19 protein-coding genes are annotated in these 18,831 nt (G+C 64.4%); 9 read left to right on the forward strand and 10 right to left on the reverse strand.

The features are described 5' to 3' along the window. Positions 1 to 51: 51 nt before the first annotated feature. Positions 52 to 2,625, reverse strand: a complete 2,574-nt coding sequence (gene mutS, locus LDJ84_RS08935) for a DNA mismatch repair protein MutS (protein ID WP_226046233.1) — start codon at positions 2,623 to 2,625, stop codon at positions 52 to 54. 82 nt (positions 2,626 to 2,707) lie between these two features. Between mutS and LDJ84_RS08940 the strand changes: the two genes are divergently transcribed. The 3 genes from LDJ84_RS08940 (at position 2,708) to recX (ending at position 4,831) form a co-directional block, all read left to right on the forward strand. After that, positions 2,708 to 3,220 carry a CinA family protein gene (locus LDJ84_RS08940; protein ID WP_024765300.1) on the forward strand — a complete coding sequence of 171 codons (513 nt, stop codon included), beginning with the start codon at positions 2,708 to 2,710 and terminating at the stop codon, positions 3,218 to 3,220. Between the two features lie 85 nt (positions 3,221 to 3,305). Continuing rightward, positions 3,306 to 4,361 (forward strand): recombinase RecA, encoded by a 1,056-nt coding sequence (gene recA, locus LDJ84_RS08945; RefSeq protein WP_038803401.1) that lies wholly within the window; start codon positions 3,306 to 3,308, stop codon positions 4,359 to 4,361. Positions 4,362 to 4,366: 5 nt separating this feature from the next. Continuing rightward, positions 4,367 to 4,831 (forward strand): recombination regulator RecX, encoded by a 465-nt coding sequence (gene recX / locus LDJ84_RS08950; RefSeq protein WP_037016497.1) that lies wholly within the window; start codon positions 4,367 to 4,369, stop codon positions 4,829 to 4,831. A gap of 52 nt (positions 4,832 to 4,883) precedes the next feature. On the opposite strand, the gene LDJ84_RS08955 is transcribed toward recX, so the two are convergent. Both LDJ84_RS08955 and LDJ84_RS08960 read right to left on the reverse strand, forming a co-directional pair. Further along, complete coding sequence (locus LDJ84_RS08955; protein ID WP_226046234.1) at positions 4,884 to 5,957, reverse strand: LOG family protein; 1,074 nt, start codon at positions 5,955 to 5,957, stop codon at positions 4,884 to 4,886. A gap of 165 nt (positions 5,958 to 6,122) precedes the next feature. Beyond that, positions 6,123 to 7,544, reverse strand: a complete 1,422-nt coding sequence (locus LDJ84_RS08960; protein ID WP_024765297.1) for an MBL fold metallo-hydrolase RNA specificity domain-containing protein — start codon at positions 7,542 to 7,544, stop codon at positions 6,123 to 6,125. A gap of 125 nt (positions 7,545 to 7,669) precedes the next feature. On the opposite strand from LDJ84_RS08960, the gene LDJ84_RS08965 reads away from it, so the two are divergent. Beyond that, on the forward strand, positions 7,670 to 10,075 hold the full coding sequence (locus tag LDJ84_RS08965) for a xylulose 5-phosphate 3-epimerase (protein ID WP_065084301.1): 2,406 nt from the start codon (positions 7,670 to 7,672) through the stop codon (positions 10,073 to 10,075). Between the two features lie 40 nt (positions 10,076 to 10,115). Here the strand turns inward: LDJ84_RS08965 and LDJ84_RS08970 are convergent, their stop codons facing one another. Together LDJ84_RS08970 and LDJ84_RS08975 are read right to left on the reverse strand one after the other, a co-directional pair. Further along, positions 10,116 to 10,331, reverse strand: coding sequence for a DUF3820 family protein (locus LDJ84_RS08970; protein ID WP_024765295.1), 216 nt, complete (start codon positions 10,329 to 10,331; stop codon positions 10,116 to 10,118). Positions 10,332 to 10,340: 9 nt separating this feature from the next. Then, positions 10,341 to 10,748: a quorum-sensing-regulated virulence factor family protein gene (locus LDJ84_RS08975; RefSeq protein ID WP_024765294.1), complete on the reverse strand. Its 408-nt coding sequence runs from the start codon at positions 10,746 to 10,748 to the stop codon at positions 10,341 to 10,343. A gap of 303 nt (positions 10,749 to 11,051) precedes the next feature. Between LDJ84_RS08975 and LDJ84_RS08980 the strand changes: the two genes are divergently transcribed. Then, complete coding sequence (locus tag LDJ84_RS08980) at positions 11,052 to 11,768, forward strand: tRNA-uridine aminocarboxypropyltransferase (protein ID WP_065084302.1); 717 nt, start codon at positions 11,052 to 11,054, stop codon at positions 11,766 to 11,768. A gap of 159 nt (positions 11,769 to 11,927) precedes the next feature. Here LDJ84_RS08980 and LDJ84_RS08985 read toward each other — a convergent pair whose 3' ends face one another. Beyond that, positions 11,928 to 12,812 (reverse strand): DMT family transporter, encoded by an 885-nt coding sequence (locus LDJ84_RS08985; protein WP_024765292.1) that lies wholly within the window; start codon positions 12,810 to 12,812, stop codon positions 11,928 to 11,930. Between the two features lie 266 nt (positions 12,813 to 13,078). On the opposite strand from LDJ84_RS08985, the gene erdR reads away from it, so the two are divergent. Together erdR and LDJ84_RS08995 are read left to right on the forward strand one after the other, a co-directional pair. Beyond that, the gene (gene erdR / locus LDJ84_RS08990) at positions 13,079 to 13,729 is read left to right on the forward strand and encodes a response regulator transcription factor ErdR (RefSeq protein ID WP_024765291.1); all 651 of its coding nucleotides are present in this window, start codon (positions 13,079 to 13,081) and stop codon (positions 13,727 to 13,729) included. A 107-nt stretch (positions 13,730 to 13,836) separates the two neighbouring features. After that, positions 13,837 to 14,208, forward strand: a complete 372-nt coding sequence (locus LDJ84_RS08995) for a diacylglycerol kinase (protein WP_024765290.1) — start codon at positions 13,837 to 13,839, stop codon at positions 14,206 to 14,208. Between the two features lie 109 nt (positions 14,209 to 14,317). Here the strand turns inward: LDJ84_RS08995 and LDJ84_RS09000 are convergent, their stop codons facing one another. Continuing rightward, on the reverse strand, positions 14,318 to 15,244 hold the full coding sequence (locus tag LDJ84_RS09000) for a LysR family transcriptional regulator (protein ID WP_024765289.1): 927 nt from the start codon (positions 15,242 to 15,244) through the stop codon (positions 14,318 to 14,320). 223 nt (positions 15,245 to 15,467) lie between these two features. Here LDJ84_RS09000 and fpr point away from each other — a divergent pair, with 223 nt between their 5' ends. Then, on the forward strand, positions 15,468 to 16,244 hold the full coding sequence (gene fpr, locus LDJ84_RS09005) for a ferredoxin-NADP reductase (RefSeq protein WP_170859915.1): 777 nt from the start codon (positions 15,468 to 15,470) through the stop codon (positions 16,242 to 16,244). Between the two features lie 172 nt (positions 16,245 to 16,416). Here fpr and LDJ84_RS09010 read toward each other — a convergent pair whose 3' ends face one another. Beyond that, a complete protein-coding gene (locus LDJ84_RS09010; protein ID WP_054908175.1) occupies positions 16,417 to 16,830 on the reverse strand; it encodes a VOC family protein in 414 nt (137 codons plus the stop codon). A 60-nt stretch (positions 16,831 to 16,890) separates the two neighbouring features. Here LDJ84_RS09010 and LDJ84_RS09015 point away from each other — a divergent pair, with 60 nt between their 5' ends. Beyond that, positions 16,891 to 17,193: a putative quinol monooxygenase gene (locus tag LDJ84_RS09015; RefSeq protein WP_024765286.1), complete on the forward strand. Its 303-nt coding sequence runs from the start codon at positions 16,891 to 16,893 to the stop codon at positions 17,191 to 17,193. Positions 17,194 to 17,201: 8 nt separating this feature from the next. Here LDJ84_RS09015 and tsaA read toward each other — a convergent pair whose 3' ends face one another. Beyond that, positions 17,202 to 17,900: a tRNA (N6-threonylcarbamoyladenosine(37)-N6)-methyltransferase TrmO gene (gene tsaA / locus LDJ84_RS09020; RefSeq protein WP_169887349.1), complete on the reverse strand. Its 699-nt coding sequence runs from the start codon at positions 17,898 to 17,900 to the stop codon at positions 17,202 to 17,204. Between the two features lie 57 nt (positions 17,901 to 17,957). Continuing rightward, complete coding sequence (locus LDJ84_RS09025; protein WP_170859916.1) at positions 17,958 to 18,731, reverse strand: SDR family oxidoreductase; 774 nt, start codon at positions 18,729 to 18,731, stop codon at positions 17,958 to 17,960. Positions 18,732 to 18,831 lie beyond the last annotated feature (100 nt).

The following is an 18,831-nucleotide window of genomic DNA, read 5'->3' on the forward strand; positions in this document are numbered from 1 at the left end:
TCAGGCGGGCGGCTAAGCGCGCGCGATTCTAGCAGCTTGTCCAGCGGTTCGTCAGACTCGCGTCTTCCATGCATATAACAATTCGAGAGCTTGACGTGGTGTCAGGTCGTCGGGGCTGACATGCATCAGCTCTTCAACGATCGGGTGCGGCAGGCTGGCGAACAGATCGCTTTGCAGCGGCGCCGGGCTTTTCGGGTCGCTCGAGCGTGGTGCTTCGTGGGGCAGGCTGGTGGTTTCCAGGCGTGCCAAGTGTTCACGGGCGCGCTGAATGACCGCACCCGGCACGCCAGCCAATTGCGCCACCGCCAGGCCGTAACTCTGACTTGCCGGACCAGGCAGCACGTGGTGCAGGAAGACGATGCGTTCGTTGTGTTCGGTGGCGTTGAGGTGCACGTTCGCCACCGCCGGTTCGTTTTCCGGCAGCACGGTCAGCTCGAAATAGTGGGTGGCGAACAGGGTGAAAGCTCGCAGTTTCGCCAGGTGTTCAGCCGCGGACCAGGCCAGCGACAGGCCGTCGAAGGTGCTGGTGCCGCGGCCCACTTCGTCCATCAGCACCAAGCTGCGGTCGCTGGCGTTGTGGAGGATGTTCGCGGTTTCGCTCATTTCCACCATGAAGGTGGAGCGACCGCCAGCGAGGTCGTCGGAAGAGCCGATACGGGTGAAGATCCGGTCCACCAGCGACAGTTCGCAGCGCGCCGCCGGCACAAAACTACCTATGTGCGCTAGCAGCACGATAAGCGCTGTTTGCCGCATATAGGTTGATTTACCGCCCATGTTTGGGCCGGTTATCACCAGCATGCGAGTGTCTTCATCGAGGTTCAGGTCGTTGGCGACGAACGGCGTATCCAGTACCTGCTCGACCACGGGGTGGCGGCCTTGCTCGATGAGAATGCCGGATTCCTCGACAAAGCGCGGGCAGTTCAGATCGAGGTTCAGCGCGCGCTCGGCGAGGTTGGACAGCACATCCAGTTCGGCCAGGGCAGCGGCGGTGTCCTGCAGCGGCGCCAATTGGCCGATCAGCAGTTCCAGCAGTTCCTCGTAAAGCTGCTTCTCGCGGGCCAGGGCGCGGCTCTGGGCCGATAGCGCCTTGTCTTCGAAAGCCTTCAGTTCCGGGGTGATGAAGCGCTCGGCGCCTTTCAGGGTCTGGCGGCGAATATAATCGGCGGGGGCCTGTTCGGCCTGCACGCGCGGCAGTTCGATGTAGTAACCGTGGATGCGGTTGTAGCCGACTTTCAGGTTCGGCAGGCCGGTGCGGGCTTTTTCGCGGGTTTCCAGGTCCATCAGATACTGGCCGGCGTTCTCGCTGAGCATCTGCAGTTCATCCAGCTCGGCATCGTAGCCGCGGGCGATGACGCCGCCGTCGCGGATCACTGCTGGCGGGTTTTCGATCACCGCCCGGGCCAGCAGGTCGGCCAGCTCGGGGTAGGTGCGGATGCTGACGGCCAACTCGCCCAGGTGCGGGGATTCCAGCTCGGTCATGCCGTTCTGCAGTTCAGGCAGGGCCGCGAGGGCGTCGCGCAGACGAGCGAGGTCGCGCGGGCGGGCATTGCGCAGGCCGATACGGGCGAGGATACGTTCGACGTCGCCGATTTCCTTCAACTGCGGCTGGAGGATTTCGAAGCGATAACGCTCCAGCAGGCAGGTGATCGAGTCCTGGCGGGCTTCCAGCACCGCGCGGTCGCGCAACGGACGGTTCAGCCAACGGGTCAGCAGGCGGCTGCCCATGGCGGTCTGGCAGCGGTCCACCACCGATTGCAGGGTGTTGTCACGGCCGCCAGCCAGGTTGATGTCCAGTTCCAGGTTGCGGCGCGTGGCACCATCGAGGATTACGGTATCGTCGATGCGCTCGTGACGCAGGCTGCGCAGGTGTGGCAGGGCAGTACGCTGGGTTTCCTTGGCGTAAGCGAGCAGGCAGCCGGCGGCGCCGATGGCGAGAGTCAGTTCCTGGCAGCCGAAGCCCTTGAGATCCTGGACGCCGAATTGCTGGCACAGGCTCTTCTTCGCCGAGTCGCGATCGAAGTCCCAGGGCGCACGGCGGTGCGCGCCACGGCGTTTCTCCGCCGGCAGGCCCTGAGGCCAGTCGTCGGGGATCAGCAGCTCGGCGGGATTCAGGCGCTCCAGTTCGGCGAGCAGGGTTTCCCAGCCCTTGATTTCCTGGACGTTGAATCGGCCGCTGGTGATGTCCAGCACGGCCAGGCCGAACAGGCGCTCATCACCCAGCACGGCAGCAATCAGGTTGTCCCGGCGCTCATCTAGCAGCGCTTCGTCGCTGACGGTGCCGGGAGTGAGAATACGTACGACCTGGCGCTCCACCGGCCCCTTGCTGGTGGCCGGGTCGCCGATCTGCTCGCAGATCACCACTGATTCGCCGAGCTTCACCAGCTTGGCCAAGTAGCCCTCGGCGGAGTGGAACGGGATGCCCGCCATCGGGATGGAGTTGCCGGCAGACTGTCCGCGCGCGGTGAGAGTGATGTCCAGCAGCTTGGCGGCCTTCTTGGCGTCCTCGTAGAACAGCTCGTAGAAGTCGCCCATACGGTAGAACATCAGTTGATCCGGGTGCTGGTTCTTCAGCTTCCAGTACTGCTGCATCATCGGTGTGTGGGCGGAGAGGTCGCTCTGACTCATGGCTTCTGGCTGTCCGGCTTCAACATGCAAAAGCGTCTAGTGTACGGTATCCGCCTGGTCTACTTTAACCCCGGAGCGCACTGTGTCCGTTACCGATTCCTTTATTACAGACCTCTCTGCCCGACTGGGCGCTCGATTGGCTGCCAAGACATTACGCGTCACCACCGCCGAATCCTGCACCGGTGGTGGCATCGCCGAGGCGATCACGCGCGTCTCCGGGAGTTCCGCCTGGTTCGAGGCGGGCTACGTCACTTATTCCAATACCCAGAAGACCCGCCAGTTGGACGTGCCGGCCGAGCTGTTTCCAAGGGTCGGCGCGGTGAGTCGAGAGGTGGTCGAGGCCATGGTTGCTGGCGCCTTGCCTCGCAGTGGTGCGGATATCGCCGTGGCGGTGAGCGGTATTGCCGGGCCGGATGGCGGTTCTGCCGAGAAGCCGGTAGGCACTGTCTGGCTGGCTTGGCGCAAAGGTGAAAAGGTGTACAGCGAACGCCGTCTATATGCCGGTGATCGGGAAGCGGTACGCCGGCAGACGGTGGCGACCGCTCTGGAAGGGCTGTTGCGACTGGCGGACGGGGAAAATCCGATTCAGGGGTAGGCGAGCGGCTTGCCCTGTGGAATAATACTGGCTACTTATACAGTTGTTCGTGGCCGCCCGGCCGCCTGACTTCGCGAGGACTTCAATGGACGACAACAAGAAGCGCGCCCTGGCCGCGGCCCTGGGACAGATCGAACGCCAATTCGGCAAAGGCGCGGTCATGCGCATGGGCGACCATGAGCGCCAGGCTATCCCCGCCATCTCCACCGGCTCGCTGGGTCTGGACATTGCGCTGGGCATCGGCGGTCTGCCGAAGGGCCGTATCGTCGAGATCTACGGTCCGGAATCCTCGGGTAAGACCACCCTGACCCTGTCGGTCATCGCCCAGGCCCAGAAAGCCGGCGCCACCTGCGCCTTCGTCGACGCCGAGCACGCGCTGGACCCGGATTACGCCGGCAAGCTGGGCGTCAACGTCGACGACCTGCTGGTATCCCAGCCGGACACCGGCGAACAGGCGCTGGAAATCACCGACATGCTGGTGCGTTCCAACGCCGTTGACGTGATCATCGTCGACTCCGTGGCGGCCCTGGTGCCCAAGGCCGAAATCGAAGGTGAGATGGGCGATCAACACGTCGGCCTGCAGGCCCGCCTGATGTCCCAGGCGCTGCGCAAGATCACCGGCAACATCAAGAACGCCAACTGCCTGGTCATCTTCATCAACCAGATCCGCATGAAGATCGGTGTGATGTTCGGCAACCCGGAAACCACCACCGGTGGTAACGCGCTGAAGTTCTACTCCTCCGTTCGTCTCGACATCCGCCGGACCGGCGCGGTGAAGGAAGGCGACGAGGTGGTCGGTAGTGAAACCCGCGTCAAGGTCGTGAAGAACAAGGTCGCCCCGCCGTTCCGTCAGGCCGAGTTCCAGATCATGTACGGCCGCGGCATCTACCGCACCGGCGAAATCATCGACCTGGGCGTGCAGCTGGGCCTGATCGAGAAGTCCGGCGCCTGGTACAGCTACCAGGGCAGCAAGATCGGCCAGGGCAAGGCCAACGCCGCCAAGTTCCTGGAAGACAACGCCGAGATCTGCAACACCCTCGACAAGGCCATCCGCGAACAACTGCTGACCAACCAGCCAGCGCCGACCAAGGCCGAACTCGCTGCGGCTGAGGCCGAAGCGGAAGCTGAAGCCGATTATTGATCGCGATGACCAGCGAGCTCGATAACCTCGTCGCGGTGCGACGGGTCGCCATGGACCTGCTGGCAAGACGCGAGCATGGCCGGGCAGAGCTCTCGCGCAAGCTGCGGCAACGCGGCGCCACGCAGGACCTGATCGACCCCGCCCTCGACCGTCTGGCCGAGGAGGGGTTGCTCAATGAAAGCCGTTACCTGGAAAGCTACATCGCCAGCCGTGCGCGAGCAGGTTACGGTCCGGTGCGGATTCGCGAGGAGTTGTCGCAGCGGGGTTTGCCACGTGGTGAGATCGACGGTGCGCTGCGCTTGTGCGGCGTCGATTGGAGCGAAAACCTGCGTGAAGTCTGGCGCCGCAAGTTCGCCCGGCTGCCACAGGATGCCCGCGAGCGAGCCCAGCAAGGGCGTTTCCTGAGTTATCGGGGTTACTCGATGGAAGCCATCAGTCGGCTTCTGAGCGGTCGACGATCAGATGATTGAAATGAACAAGGCACCCCATGCGGGTGCCTTGTTTGTTCTCGGAGCCAGGAAATCAGTGTTCCCAGTTCTCCGGCTGGTTGATGAAGTTCAGCAGCTCGCGCAGTCGCCCCTGGTCACGGCCGTTGAAAGCGAAGGCTAGACGGGTGAGGTGGGAGAACTCCGGTTCATCCAGTTCCGATTCGCTGTAGGGTTGCTGGTGGAAGCCGTCCGTGACGCAGAGGCTGCCAAACTCGCGCTCCAGCAATTGCAACGCGCGCACGCTCAGCGGATGGTTGAGGCGGATGACGAAGCGATCCTTGAGCCAGCGGCTGGAGTGGAAGTTGCTGTAGAACTGGGCGATTTCCTCGGCGGCCTCCTCGGCTGAGTGCACTAGCCTCATCAGGTTCATGTCGCTGGGCAGGATGTAGCCGTTGTCTTCGAGCTGCTCCTTGATGAATTCCAGGGCGTGGTCCCAGTAATGCCCGCCCGGTTGGTCAAGCAGCACAACCGGCACCAGCGGGCTCTTGCCGGTCTGGATCAGGGTCAGCACTTCCAGCGCCTCGTCGAGAGTACCGAAGCCGCCGGGGCAGAGCACCAGTGCGTCGGCTTCCTTGACGAAGAACAGCTTGCGCAGGAAAAAGAAGTGGAACGACAGCAGGTTGCTGGTGCCATCCACGATGCGATTGGCGTGCTGCTCGAAGGGCAGGGTGATGTTGAAGCCCAGGCTGTTCTCCAGTCCGGCTCCCTCGTGGGCCGCGGCCATGATGCCGCCGCCTGCGCCGGTGATGACCATCAGGTCGTAGCGCGCCAGGGTTTCGCCCAACTCGCGGGCCAAGGCGTAGACGGGGTGATCGGCCGGCGTGCGCGCCGAGCCGAATACGGTAACTTTGCGGCGACGTTTGAACTGCTCCAGGGTGCTGAAGGCGTGCTCCATCTCGCGCAGGGTCTGCAGCATGATCTTGGCGTCCCAGCGGTTGCGGTCGGCCTGGGCCATGCGGGCGACGGTGGTGAGCATCTCACGGTACAGCGGCAGGTTCTGGCTGTCGCCGGGAGCGGCCAGTGCGGCCAGTTCCTCAATCTTCTGCGCAAGGTCAGTGCCGCTGGTCTGGAAGTGTCTGGAGAGGTAGTCGTCGGGCTCGTAGGGCATGTTGATACTCCTTGTTCATCAACCCCTGATCGCCTGTCCATGGGGGCGCCGGCCACACAAGGTGGCTCTGGTCGTTACGCCTTGGCGCTACGCCGCACGCACAGGGTTCAGCAGTAGGCCAGCCCAGTCTGGCACGCGGGTGTGACAGTCGGTGAGGCCTCGATCTCAGATGGCGATCCGGTCTCCAGGCTCCGGAATGTTGGCCGTCCAGTTCAGGCGATCCTGGAGTGCACCCTTGAGTACATCCATCTTTTCCCGCTCGCCATGTATCAGGTATAGCTCGGGTTTGTGTTCGAAGTGGCCAACCCACTGAATTAATTGTGATTGTCCCGCATGGGCGGAAAACCCGCCAAGGGTGTGGATCTGTGCTTTCACGCTGATGCGCTGGCGCAGGATGCGCACCGATTCGGCACCGTCGACGATGGCGCGTCCCAACGTGCCCTTGGCCTGGAAGCCTGGGAAGACGATGTGGCATTCCTCGCGCCAGAGGTTGTGCTTGAGGTGATGGACGATGCGCCCACCGGTGCACATGCCGCTGCCGGCGATGATGATGGCGCCGCTCTTGATGCGATTCAGCGACATGGATTCATCCGCGCTCTGGGTGGTACGCAGGATCGGCAGCCACTCGCCGACCTTGGCGGTGCCGGTGCCGCGCATGTATTCGCGGTCGACGTCGGCGATCTCGCCGATGTGCTGCAGGTAGATGTTGTTGGCCTGGGCGGCCATGGGGCTGTCGAGATAGACGACCTGCTGCGGCAGGCGGCCCTCCTGGTAGAAGCGTCCGAGGTAGTAGATCAGGTCCTGGGTGCGGCCCACGGCGAAGGACGGGATCAACACGTTGCCGCCCTCGTTCTGCGCGCGTTGGAGGATGCCGGCCAGTTCCAGTAGCGTATCGTTGGCATCGCGGTGGTCGCGGTCGCCGTAGGTGGATTCCAGCAGCACCACGTCGGCGCGGGATAGCGGCGTGGGTGTGCGCATAAGGGGCGAGCAGGTGCTGCCCAGGTCCCCGGAGAACACCAGACGGCGGGTCGAGCCGAACTCATGGATTTCCAGTTCAACGATGGCCGAGCCGAGGATGTGCCCGGCGTTATGGAAGGTCACGCGGATGCCGCGCGCTACGTCCACCGTGCTGCCATAGCTGACGCGGCGGCGCTGGTTCAGCGCGCGGGAAGCGTCTTCGACGGTGTACAGCGGCTTGACGGGGGGCTTGCCGAGGCGGGTGCGCCACTTGTTTTCCCACTCGGCGTCCTTCTCTTGGATGTGCGCCGAATCCATCAGCATCAGTTCCAGCAGATCGCAGCAGGATTCGGTGGCGTAGATCGGTCCCTTGTAGCCTTCCTTTGCCAGGCGCGGCAGCAAGCCGCTGTGATCCAGATGGGCGTGGGACAGTACGACGGCGTCGAGCTCCTGCGGATCGAAGGGGAAGGGTGTGCGGTTGGTCGCCTCGTTGTCGCGGGTGCCCTTGTTGCCGCTGCGCCCCTGGCGCATTCCGCATTCGAGCAGCACGCGGACGCCGTCGCGGGTTTCCAGGAGGTAGCAGGAACCGGTGACTTCCTGGATTGCGCCGATGAAGGTGAGAAGCGCCATGTCGTCTCCTTGTCGGAATTCTCTTTCAGCCTTGCTCGAATGGTCGGGACGGTCGTTGATGCATGTCAGCGCCTGTCCGATCTCTGGAGACCTAGACTTCCCGGCATAACCAAGGGAGAGCCGACATGTCACAGATCCTGCCAAGCCCCGAGGAGCTTGCCGCCCATGCGGCAGCCGAGCCGGAATATGCCCGCTGGCTGCAAGGCCGTGGTCCGCTTCAGCATAGCGTGCAGACCCAGGCGGCGGTCTTTCGTGTGGCTCATCAATTGGTCCAGTACGGCCGGCAGCCGGATCTGGCCAGCGTCTACCGGCTGTTCGGCGCGCTGGATCGCCTGACCTGCGCCGGCCTCTGGCTGGTGGCGCACATGACCTACGCCAGGCGTGTCCGCCTCGATGGCGCACCCTTGCAGCCCGAAGATTTCAAGGCTCAGCCCGAAGGACATACCGGCGGCGCGCTGAACATGGTGCCAGCCTATGCGGGCTACCTCGCCCTGAATGCCCTGAGCGGCAGGACACGCGGCTGGCTGATGGGGCAAGGGCACTGCGTGGCAGCGATCGACGCGCTCAACGTGCTCACCGGCAACCTGCATCCGGAACAGGCCGCAGCCTACGGGAATGGCGAAGCTGGTCTGGATCGGCTGGTGCAGGACTTCTACAGCTATGCGCAGACGCCGGAAGGCAAGGTTGCCGCTCCTTTGGGCAGCCACGTCAATCCGCACACCGCCGGCGGGGTTGCCGAAGGTGGATACCTCGGCTTCGCCGAGTTGATGTATGCGCACATGCCGCTGCCGGGCGAGACCCTGGTGGCCTTCCTCTCCGACGGCGCTGCCGAGGAGCAGCGCGGTAGCGACTGGATTCCCCGCTGGTGGCGCGCCGAGGACTGTGGCACGGCCTTGCCGGTGATGATCGCCAATGGCCGGCGTATCGAGCAGCGCACCGACCTGGGCACCCACGAAGGGCTGGAAGGCTTCAAGCTTCATCTGCGCCGCTGCGGATTCGATCCGATCAGCTTCGATGGCCGCGACCCGGCAGCTTTCGTCTGTGCCCTGTGGGAAATGGAAGAGCGGCTGCAGCACCGCGTCGATGAGAAGGAGCGCGGCATCCTTCGCTACCCTTTACCGATTCCTTACGGCATCGCCGAAACGACCAAGGGCTATGGGTTCTATGGCGCTGGCAGCAATGCCGCGCACAACCTGCCGCTACCGGGCAATCCCAGCGAGGATGCCGAGGCGCGCGACCTGTTCAACCAGCATGCGGCGCCGCTCTGGGTCGAGCCCGATGAACTTGCCGAGGCTTGTCAGCTCTTCATTGCTTCGCGCAGCGGCCGAGTACTGGAACGGGATAACCCGCTCGCCGTGCGTCGGCCCATTGAGCCTTCGATTCCCCCGCTGCATTACCGCAATGATGAATGCTCCCCCATGGCCGCTCTGGATCGCTTCTACGTCGACCTGTGTGGCGCCAACCCGGACCTGCGCGCCCGTGTCGGCAATCCGGACGAGTTGGCGAGCAACCGCCTGGGCGGCGTGCTCAAGGCGCTGCGGCACCGGGTGAGCGAGCCGGAGAGCGACCTGGAAGCCGTGGATGGCCGGATTATCACCGCGCTCAACGAGGAGGCAGTGGTTTCCGCCTGCCTGGCCAACCAGGGCGGGCTGAACCTGGTGGCCAGCTATGAAGCCTTCTGCGTGAAGATGCTCGGTGCGGTGCGCCAGACGCTGATCTTCGCCCGCCAGCAGAAGGAAGCAGGGCGTCCGGCAGGCTGGCTCGGCTGGCCGCTGGTGGCGACCTCGCATACCTGGGAGAACGGTAAAAACCAGCAATCCCACCAGGACACCACCTTCTGCGAGGCGCTGCTGGGCGAGATGAACGACATGGTGCGGGTAGTTTTCCCGGCCGACCACAACAGCCTGTTGGCGCTGTTGCCGGACATCTATCGCAGCCGCGGGCAGTTGGCCTGCATCGTGGCCCCCAAGCGCGAGCGGCCATCGGTATTTACCCAGGCTCAGGCCGAGCAGCTGGCGCGAGATGGCGCAATCCTGCTGGACGAGCATCCCGGCGCCGAACCGCTGCTGCTGATCGCCAACGGCAGTTACCAGTTGGCCGAGATGCGCCGCGCTGCCTTGCGGCTGGAGGAGGCTGGCTATCCTTATCGACTGGTTTATCTGCAGGAGCCGGGGCGCTTCCGCGCGCCGCGCGACAATTGGGAGCTACAAGCGCTGGCGGACGAGTCCATCGCCATGCGTCTGTTCCCCGACCACTACGAGCGGCGCGTGCTGCTCACCCACATGCGCCCGGAGGTGGCGCGTGGACACCTCTGGCCTATCCTGCCCGATGCGCTGAAGACGGCGGTCCTGGGATATCGTAACCAGGGTGGAACGCTGGACGAGGCGGGCATGCTGTTCGCCAACCGTTGCAGCTGGGCCCATGTACTGGCGGCCTGTGCGCGACTGCTGGACATCCCCCGCAGCGCCTTGCTCGCACCGGACGAGGCGGCAGCGGTGGCCGCCAAGGAAAACCCAGCCATCCTGCGTTGATCGGCGCTGGCGCAACCGCCATCCGGCGGTTGCGCGGACTTCAGCGCTTGAGTGGCTTGATCAGGCCGTCGAGGCCGTCGATCTTCAGTTCCAAGGTCAGTTGCATCAATCGGCCCAGTTCGCCGGCCGGGAACTGGCCCTTCTTGTGGAACCACAGCAGGTACTCGTCCGGCAGGTCCACCAGCATGCGGCCCTGATACTTGCCGAAGGGCATTGGCGTGCGCGCGATCTTCAGCAACATTTCCTTGTCGAGCATGCAGGCGATTTACTTCTTCAGCTTGATCTTGCAGCTGCCGGCGTCGAAACGCTCGGTGGCGACCGGGGCGTTGGTCTTGTACTCGGTGAAGCTGTAGGTGAGGATCGCGCCCTCGGCCAGCAGTTGGCGGTAGGCGGTATTACTGCAGACGCTGTCGCCCAGCTGGCTGCGCACGCTGTCCGGGTTTTCGCGCATGCGCTCGGCATGGCTGGCGCGCACGCTCAGGTGGTTGATCAGTTGCGGGCCCTCGACGGTGTAGCCCTGGTCGAGGATGTCCTCGTTGATCGCGCGTGGGGTGCCTTCGCTGCTTTCCTTGGCGACCTTTTCCAGGGTCTGGGTCAGTTCGAAGTCCTTCTTCGAGGCGGCATGCGCGACGGGAAGAACGAGGCAGAGGGCGAGGGCGGTGAGGCGCAGCATGGGCATCTCCTGACAATGGTGCCGATTCGACCGTGGCGAGCCTTCCGGGTTCGCTGGTCATTACAGCCGCCTATTGTCCCCGAAAACGACCTCCCTGCCGAGATTCGATTGCCGCAGCCCGCTGTCCGGCACGTCAGGCGGCCAACTTCGTCGAGGGATGACGCGAAGCCGGTCGCGACTTTCATCGCCACTCGGCCGTGTACAGGGAGGCAGGTTGCAGCTCTGGTACAATCGGCGGTCCGCACCCGTCGCCCCGTTCGAGCCTTCGATGTACCGTCCGATCTTCCGCACCCCGGTGGCCCGATGAGCCACGCTGTCGCCCGCCTGCGTGATGAGCGCCTGGCCCGCTGCCTCAAGCCCTTCGTGGCCCGTGGCTCGCGCTCGCCACGCTGTCCCGGTTGCCGCCTGCGGCCGAACTACTGCATGTGCGGCCTGCGCCCGCAGGTCGAGTCCAACGCGGCGATGTGCCTGGTGATGTTCGACACCGAGCCGCTCAAACCGAGCAATACCGGCTGGCTGATCGCCGAGACGGTGCCCGACACCTGGGCGTTCGGCTGGTCGCGTATTGAGGTCGATCCGGCGCTGCTGGCGCTGCTCGACGATCCGCAGTGGCAGCCGTATGTGGTATTCCCCGGCGAGTTCGTCCAGCCCGAGCGCGTAGTGACCACGGTGGAGCCGCAGGCCGGCAAGCGCCCGCTGTTCATCCTGCTCGACGCCACCTGGAATGAGGCGCGCAAGATGTTCCGCAAGAGCCCCTACCTGGACCGTTTCCCCGTGCTGAGCATCACCCCCGATGCCCTGTCACGCTATCGCCTGCGCCGCTCCAAGTTCGACGAGCACCTGTGCACCGCCGAAGTCGCTGCGCTTTGCCTCGGGCTGGCCGGTGACCGCCGCGCCGGCGATGCGCTGGACGCTTATCTGGATGTGTTCAGCGAGCGTTACCTGGGCTCCAAGCGCCAGCAGCCGCTGGACGAGCAGAGCCCGGCGCACCAGGCGTTGAGACCGTTTACCGAGCGCTAGATCGGCTCTTCATCGCATGAATGTGATTTTCAGGGTGGGCGCCGAGGTGTGCGGTTCGCTAGCAAGCTTGCTCTTACCAAAAGCGCTCGTGCCGCCGAATCCCCAGCCTGCAGGAGCGAGCTTGCTCGCGAACAGTCTCGCTCCGTTATGCAGTAGAGATCAGACCGCCTTCACCTCGGCTTTCTTCGGCCAAAGCTGTGCCACCAGCATGCCGGCCAGCATCAGCGCGCAGCCGAAGTAACCGCGCACATGCAGGGTCTCGTCGAGGAACAGCGCGCCGGCGATGGCGGCAAACACCGCCTCCAGCGAGAGGATGATCGCCGCGTGGGAGGCGATGGCGTGCTTCTGCGCGATGACCTGCAGGGTGAAGCCGGTGGCGACGCCGAACAGGCCGCCATAGATCAGGGCGGGGGCGGCCTGGACGATGGCGTCCCAGTGAATCTCTTCGAACACCACGGCCAGGATCATGCTCACCACCGCGCAGGTGACGAACTGCAGGAAGGCCAGACGGATCGGGTCATAGCGGCTGGCGAACAGGCCGACGAGCAGCACGTGGCCGCCCCAGACGAAGGCACCGGTCAATTGCAGCCAGTCACCGGAGGCGACGTGAAAGCCCGGGCCGATGCTCAGCATGGCCATGCCGGTCACGGCCAGCGCGGCACCCAGCCAGGTGCCCATGCCGGCTCGATGGCCGATCAGCAGGCCGAGCAGCGGCACGATGATGACGTACAGGCCGGTGATGAAGCCGGAATTGGTCACGCTGGTGAACATCAGGCCAACCTGCTGCAGGTTGATCCCCACGGTCAGTGCGGTGCCGATGGCCAGGCCCGCGAGGATCTGGCCCCGGTTGAACGGCTGGGCGCCACGCTTGCTCGACCAGGCCAGCAGCGGCAGCAGTGCCACGGCGCCGAGGGTGAAGCGCAGGCCGGTATAGAGGAAGGGACCGATGGCATCCATCCCGAGGCGTTGCGCGACGAAGGAGACCCCCCAGATCATCGCGGTGAACAGCATCAGGATATCGGCGCGTAGCGCATGGCTTTTCATCTTGTTCTCGTAACAGGCAGGAAAAAAAGCGGAACTCTGCCGTAACACCGGGCCTTTGGAAAGGGGAGCGGCTTCTCGGCGGGTACACTGGCAGGGGCTTTGAAACCACGCTGTATGTACCGTTGGGCGATGTATTCGCGGCGGACACCGAGGGTTGTCTTTGCGTACAATGCGACAAGCAGTGCTCTATCCTTGCTCCGACCTTTCCTGCGCAAGTCTGGCTGTTATCCACGGCAGTACTTCGACGCGGCCTTCAAGGAAAATTCATGGCTTCCTACGAGATCCTGATCGCTGACGATCACCCGCTGTTCCGCAGTGCCCTGCACCAGGCCCTGACCATCGGTCTTGGCCCCGAGGCGCGACTGTCGGAGGCCGCGAGTATCGCGGAGCTGGAGACGCGCCTGAACGAGAAGGCCGACTGGGATCTGGTGCTGCTGGACCTCAACATGCCCGGCGCCTACGGCTTCTCCGGCCTGGTGCTGTTGCGCGGGCAGTACCCGCAGATCCCGGTGGTGATGGTCTCGGCCCAGGAAGATGCCGCCGTGGTACAGCGCTCCCGTGAGTTCGGCGCCAGTGGCTTCATCCCCAAGTCCAGCGAACTGAGTGTGCTGCAGCAGGCCGTGCGGGCGGTGCTCGATGGTGACGTCTGGTGGCCGCCGCAGGTGGATGCCGTGACCGAGATGAGCGATGACGTGCGCGCCGCCAGCGCTGGCCTGGCCAGCCTGACGCCGCAGCAGTTCCGTGTGCTGACCATGGTCTGCGAAGGCCTGCTGAACAAGCAGATCGCCTTCGAGCTGAGTGTCTCCGAAGCCACGGTGAAGGCTCACGTCACCGCGATCTTCCGCAAGCTGAACGTACGCACCCGCACCCAGGCGGCGCTGTTGCTGGCGCAGATGGAGTCGGTGCCGGGGGCCTGAGGCCACCATATTCCGGCTCAGGGGTCGTTACATTCTGTAATGGCCTTGACCCCTTTTTGACGATCGCTGGTATAGAGTGCCGCGACCTTTGCCTGTGAGAACCACACGTGTCCGCCTCCCCCTTCAAGGGCCAGACCGGCCTGAAACGCATCTTCAACGCCGCCGGCTACTCGCTGGCCGGCTTCGCCGCCGCCTTCAAGGGTGAAGCGGCCTTCCGCCAACTGGTGCTGATCAACGTCATCCTGATCCCGCTGTCGTTCTTCTGCGATGTGACCCGCGGCGAGCGCGCGCTGATGATCGCCGTGTGCCTGCTGGCGCTGATCGTCGAACTGCTCAATTCCGCCATCGAGGCGGTGGTGGACCGGGTTTCCCTGGAGCGTCATCCGCTGTCGAAGAACGCCAAGGACATGGGCAGTGCGGCCCAGTTCGTCGCGCTGACCATCATCACCGTGACCTGGGCGGGCATCCTGCTCGGCTGACGGCCTGTAGGAACGAGCTTGCTCGCGAACGGCCTGACACTGATGTCGCAGGTTTGAAGCGTTCGCGAGCAAGGGTTGGGCGCCCCTCGGTCCTACAAAAAAGCACACTTCAGGGAATCATCGGCAGGACAATATCGTCGCTGCGCGTCACCCCGGCGGTTTCGCTGCGGCACAGTTCCAGGAACTCGCGCATGGTCGCGGTCTGGTATTTCTGCCGGTGCCAGATGAAGTAGAACTGCCGGCGCAGGTCCAGGTCCGGGGTTTCCACCGGAACCAGGCTACCGCGGCGGAAGGCGTCGCGCAGGGCCAGGCGCGAGATGCAGCCGATGCCCAGCCCTGACTCCACCGCACGCTTGATCGCCTCGGTGTGTTCCAGCTCCAGCCGCACGTTCAGCGGTTCCACGTGGTGTCGCATGGCCTGGTCGAAGGTCAGCCGCGTGCCGGAACCCTGTTCCCGCAGGATCCAGGCTTCTTCCGTCAGCCGCTCCAGGCTCGCGTGGCCTTCGCGGGCGAGTGGGTGCTGCGGTGCGCAGAACACCACCAGTTCGTCTTCCATCCAGGGCTGCACCTCGATGTCCGGGTGCTGGCAGTCGCCTTCGATCAGCCCGAGGTCGAGTTCGTAGTGCGCCACGCGCTGCACCACGTGGGCGGTGTTGTGCACGTGCAGGCGCACCCGGCAGTCGGGCTGGCGCTGCATGAAGGTGCCGATCAGCAGGGTCGCCAGGTAGTTGCCGATGGTCAGGGTGGCGCCCAGGTCCAGCGAGCCGAAGGCGCTCTTGCCGTTGAGCATGTTTTCGATCTCGCTGCCGCGGTCCAGCAGGGCCACTGCCTGGGGTAGCAACTGGCGGCCGAGGGCGTTGAGGGTCAGGCGTTTGCCGGAACGATCGAACAACTTGCAGTCGAACTGCCGCTCCAACTCGCCCAGGGCGGTGCTGGTCGCCGACTGCGACATGGACAGCCCTGCAGCGGCGCGGGAGACGCTTTCCTGCTGGGCGACGGCGACGAAGACTTCGAGCTGGCGCAGGGTGAATTTCATGGGCGATGGCTCCGAAAAGGCTGCGCGACATTTCGTCGCCCCGGTGCCGGAATGCCCGGAAGGTATCCTTTTGCGGCGACATGATGCGGCCTTATCTGCGTTTTGGATTAGCAATATCCAGATAATTTATTTTGCGGATATTGTCGCCGCCTATAAAATGTCGCGCAATTGCGCTACGTCCGGGATCTGCTGGGGTGCGCCACGTTTCTCCTAGGAGTCCTTGATGAGCAACCTGTACACCGAGCGCGTTCTCAGCGTGCACCACTGGAACGACACCCTCTTCAGCTTCAAGACCACCCGTAACCCGGGTCTGCGCTTCAAGACCGGCCAGTTCGTGATGATCGGCCTGGAAGTCAACGGTCGTCCGCTGATGCGCGCGTACAGCATCGCCAGCCCGAACTACGAAGAGCACCTGGAGTTCTTCAGCATCAAGGTCCCGGACGGTCCGCTGACTTCGCGTCTGCAGCACCTGAAGGAAGGCGACGAACTGATGGTCAGCCGCAAGCCCACCGGCACCCTGGTGCTGGACGACCTCAAGCCCGGCAAGCACCTGTACCTGCTGAGCACCGGCACCGGCATGGCGCCGTTCCTGTCGGTGATCCAGGACCCGGAAGTCTACGAGCGCTTCGAGAAGGTCATCCTGGTCCACGGCGTGCGCTGGGTCAGCGAGCTCGCTTACGCGGACTTCATCACCAAGGTCCTGCCGGAGCATGAGTACTTCGGCGACATGGTGAAAGAGAAGTTGATCTATTGCCCGCTGGTCACCCGTGAAGAGTTCCACAGCATGGGCCGCCAGACCGACCTGATGCGCAGCGGCAAGCTGTTCGCCGACATCGGCCTACCGCCGATGAACCCGCAGCACGACCGCGCCATGATCTGCGGCAGCCCGAGCATGCTCGACGAGACCAGCGAAGTGCTGAACAGCTTCGGCCTGCAGATTTCCCCACGCATGGGCGAGCCCGGCGACTACCTGATCGAGCGCGCCTTCGTCGAGAAGTAAGCAGCGTCCGACGGTTCAGTCGAAAAAACGCCGCGATTCCCTTGGGAACGCGGCGTTTTTTATGCCTGGATTTCCGCCCCAGGTAGCAGCTCTTTGCAGGAGTGAGCTTGCTCGCGAACCTGCAAGGCACGGTGCGTCCTCGTTCGCGAGCAACCTCGCTCCTATCAGGGCGTCAGACCAACCGCTGCCCGGATACCGCCGGGTGATACAGCGGCTGCACCTTGTTCCCCGCCGGGTCCAGCAGGTGGAAGCTGCGCGCGCCGTCGCCATGGTCGAACGGGCGGTCCAGCAGCGTCACACCGCGTGCCTTGAAGTACTGGTACCAGGCTTCCAGCTCTTCCACGCTGTCCACCACGAAACCATAGTGATCCATGGTCTGCAGGCCGTTGGCGGCACCGAAGCCGCGCCCCAGCGAGAGGTTGTCGTTGCCGCAGGTGAGGTACACCAGGTCCTCGTTGGCACGGTTCAGCACCTCCATGCCGAGCACATCGACATAGAAACGTTCGCACTCTTCCAGGTTCGGCACCAGCAGGGCGAGATGGCGCAGGCCGTTGAGGCGGCCGGGGCGGGCAGGGAGATCGGACATGGACGCGGTTCCTTTTTTGTATACAATTTATTTTTAAATTTAAAACAAAAGGAACGCCCTGTGTACAGTCTGTTCATCAAGACCCGTGTCAAACCCGGTAGCGCCGAGGATTTCCTCCACGCCATCAAGGCCAACGCCGCTGCTTCCGTGTCCAGCGAGCCGGGCTGCCTGGTCTTCGATGTGTCCCAGGATCGCCTTGATCCGGACGTGATCTACCTCTACGAGATCTACCGCGACGACGCGGCCTACGAGGCGCACACGCAGACCGCGCACTTCCGCGACAGCCGCCCGCTGGTGGAGCCGCTGATCATCGAGCAGGAGTGCTTCGAGAGCGACGTGATCGCCCTCAATCCGGTGGACTGAGGCAGGTTTCAGTCGGCGGCGCGCTGCACGTCCAACACGCAGATTTCGCCGTCGGCCGGGTAGTGCCAGTGCACGTCCAGGTCCCACAGGCGCACGCCGTAGCGGCGCTCGGGCGGCGGCTTCTGGTAGGCCGGGCGGGGATCCTGGGCGAGGCACTGCTCGATCAGCTCGCGCACCGGCTGACCGAGACGCTGGCCATGTTCACGAGCCTGGCGCAGGGCTTCGTCGTACCAGTGCACGGCGATGGGGGCGGGAGGGGCGTCGGCGATGGCGTTGCGCGCTTCGACCACGATGTCCGCGTAGGGCACGTACGGCTTGATGTCGATCACCGGCGTGCCATCGAGCAGGTCGATGCCGGACAGCCAGAGCCGGCCGGGCTCGACCTTTTCCAGTTTCACCACGGATTGGCCGAGGCCGTTGGGGCGGTGGGTGGCGCGGGTGGCGAAGACGCCCATCGACTGGTTCCCGCCCAGGCGCGGCGGGCGCACCTTCAGCCGTGGCTTGTCTTCCAGCGCCTGGTGGAAGAGGAAGATCAGCCAGACGTGGCTGACCTGCTCCAGGCCTGCCACAGCATCGCCCGTGTCGAACGGCGGCAGCAGTTCCAGCACACCGGTCGCGGCCGGAGCCAGTTGCGGCTGGCGCGGGATGGCGAACTTCTCCTTGAAGCAGGAGCGGACGTAGCCGATGGGCGAGAGGGTGTGGGACATGGCGGCACAGGCTGTTGCAGGGGCCGCCATGGTACCCGATTCCCCTCGCAGCGGGTTTCAGCCGAGGTGGAAGCCGCCGTCGATGGGGATGATATTGCCGGTCATGTAGGCGCCGGCAGCGCTCGCCAGGCTGATTGCCAGGGCGGACATTTCTTCCTCGCGGCCCCAGCGGCGCATGGGGATGACGGCGGTGTCCGCGGCCATGGCCTGCTCGTCGTTGGCGATGTGGCGGGTCATCTTGCTGGGGAAGCGGCCGGGGGCGATGACGTTGACGTTGATGTGGTCGCCCACCAGTTCGCGGGCGAGCATGCGCGACAGCTGGTGCAGCGCAGCCTTGCTCGGGCCGTAGGCATAGGCGTTCTCGCCGTGGGAAGTGACGCCGGCCACCGAGCCGATGTTGATCACCCGTGCCGGACTCTGCGCACTGCCGGCCTTCTTCAGCAGCGGCAGCAGTTGCTGGATGCAGCTGAACACGGCGGTGACGTTGAGCTGCATGACCTTCTCCCAGCCCGAGGCCGGGTAGCTTTCCAGCGGCGCGCCCCAGGTGGTGCCGGCGTTGTTGACCAGAATGTCGAGGTGATCCAGGCGCTCGTTCAGCTCGGCGGCCAGGGCACGGGCGCCTTCCTCGGTGGCGAGGTTGGCCGGCAGGCCGATGCACTCGCCGTACTGCGACAGCTCGGCGGCGGTGTCGGCGCAGGCGGCGCCATCGCGGGCGCAGATGATGACGCTGGCGCCGGCTTCGAGCAGGCCCTGGGCGATCATCCGGCCAATGCCGCGGGTGCCGCCGGTGACCAGTGCGGTCTTGCCTGCGAGGGAAAAGTACGGGTGCATGAGCCTCTCCTGGCTGGTTTTTCGCCTCACCCTAGCGGGATGAGCGGGGCGCTCCGAGCACTATCCAATCGGGAAATGGCGGCGCATTACGCGACGGCTG

The sequence above is a fragment of the Pseudomonas sp. HS-18 genome (genome assembly GCF_020401845.1).
Lineage (GTDB): Bacteria > Pseudomonadota > Gammaproteobacteria > Pseudomonadales > Pseudomonadaceae > Pseudomonas > Pseudomonas nitroreducens.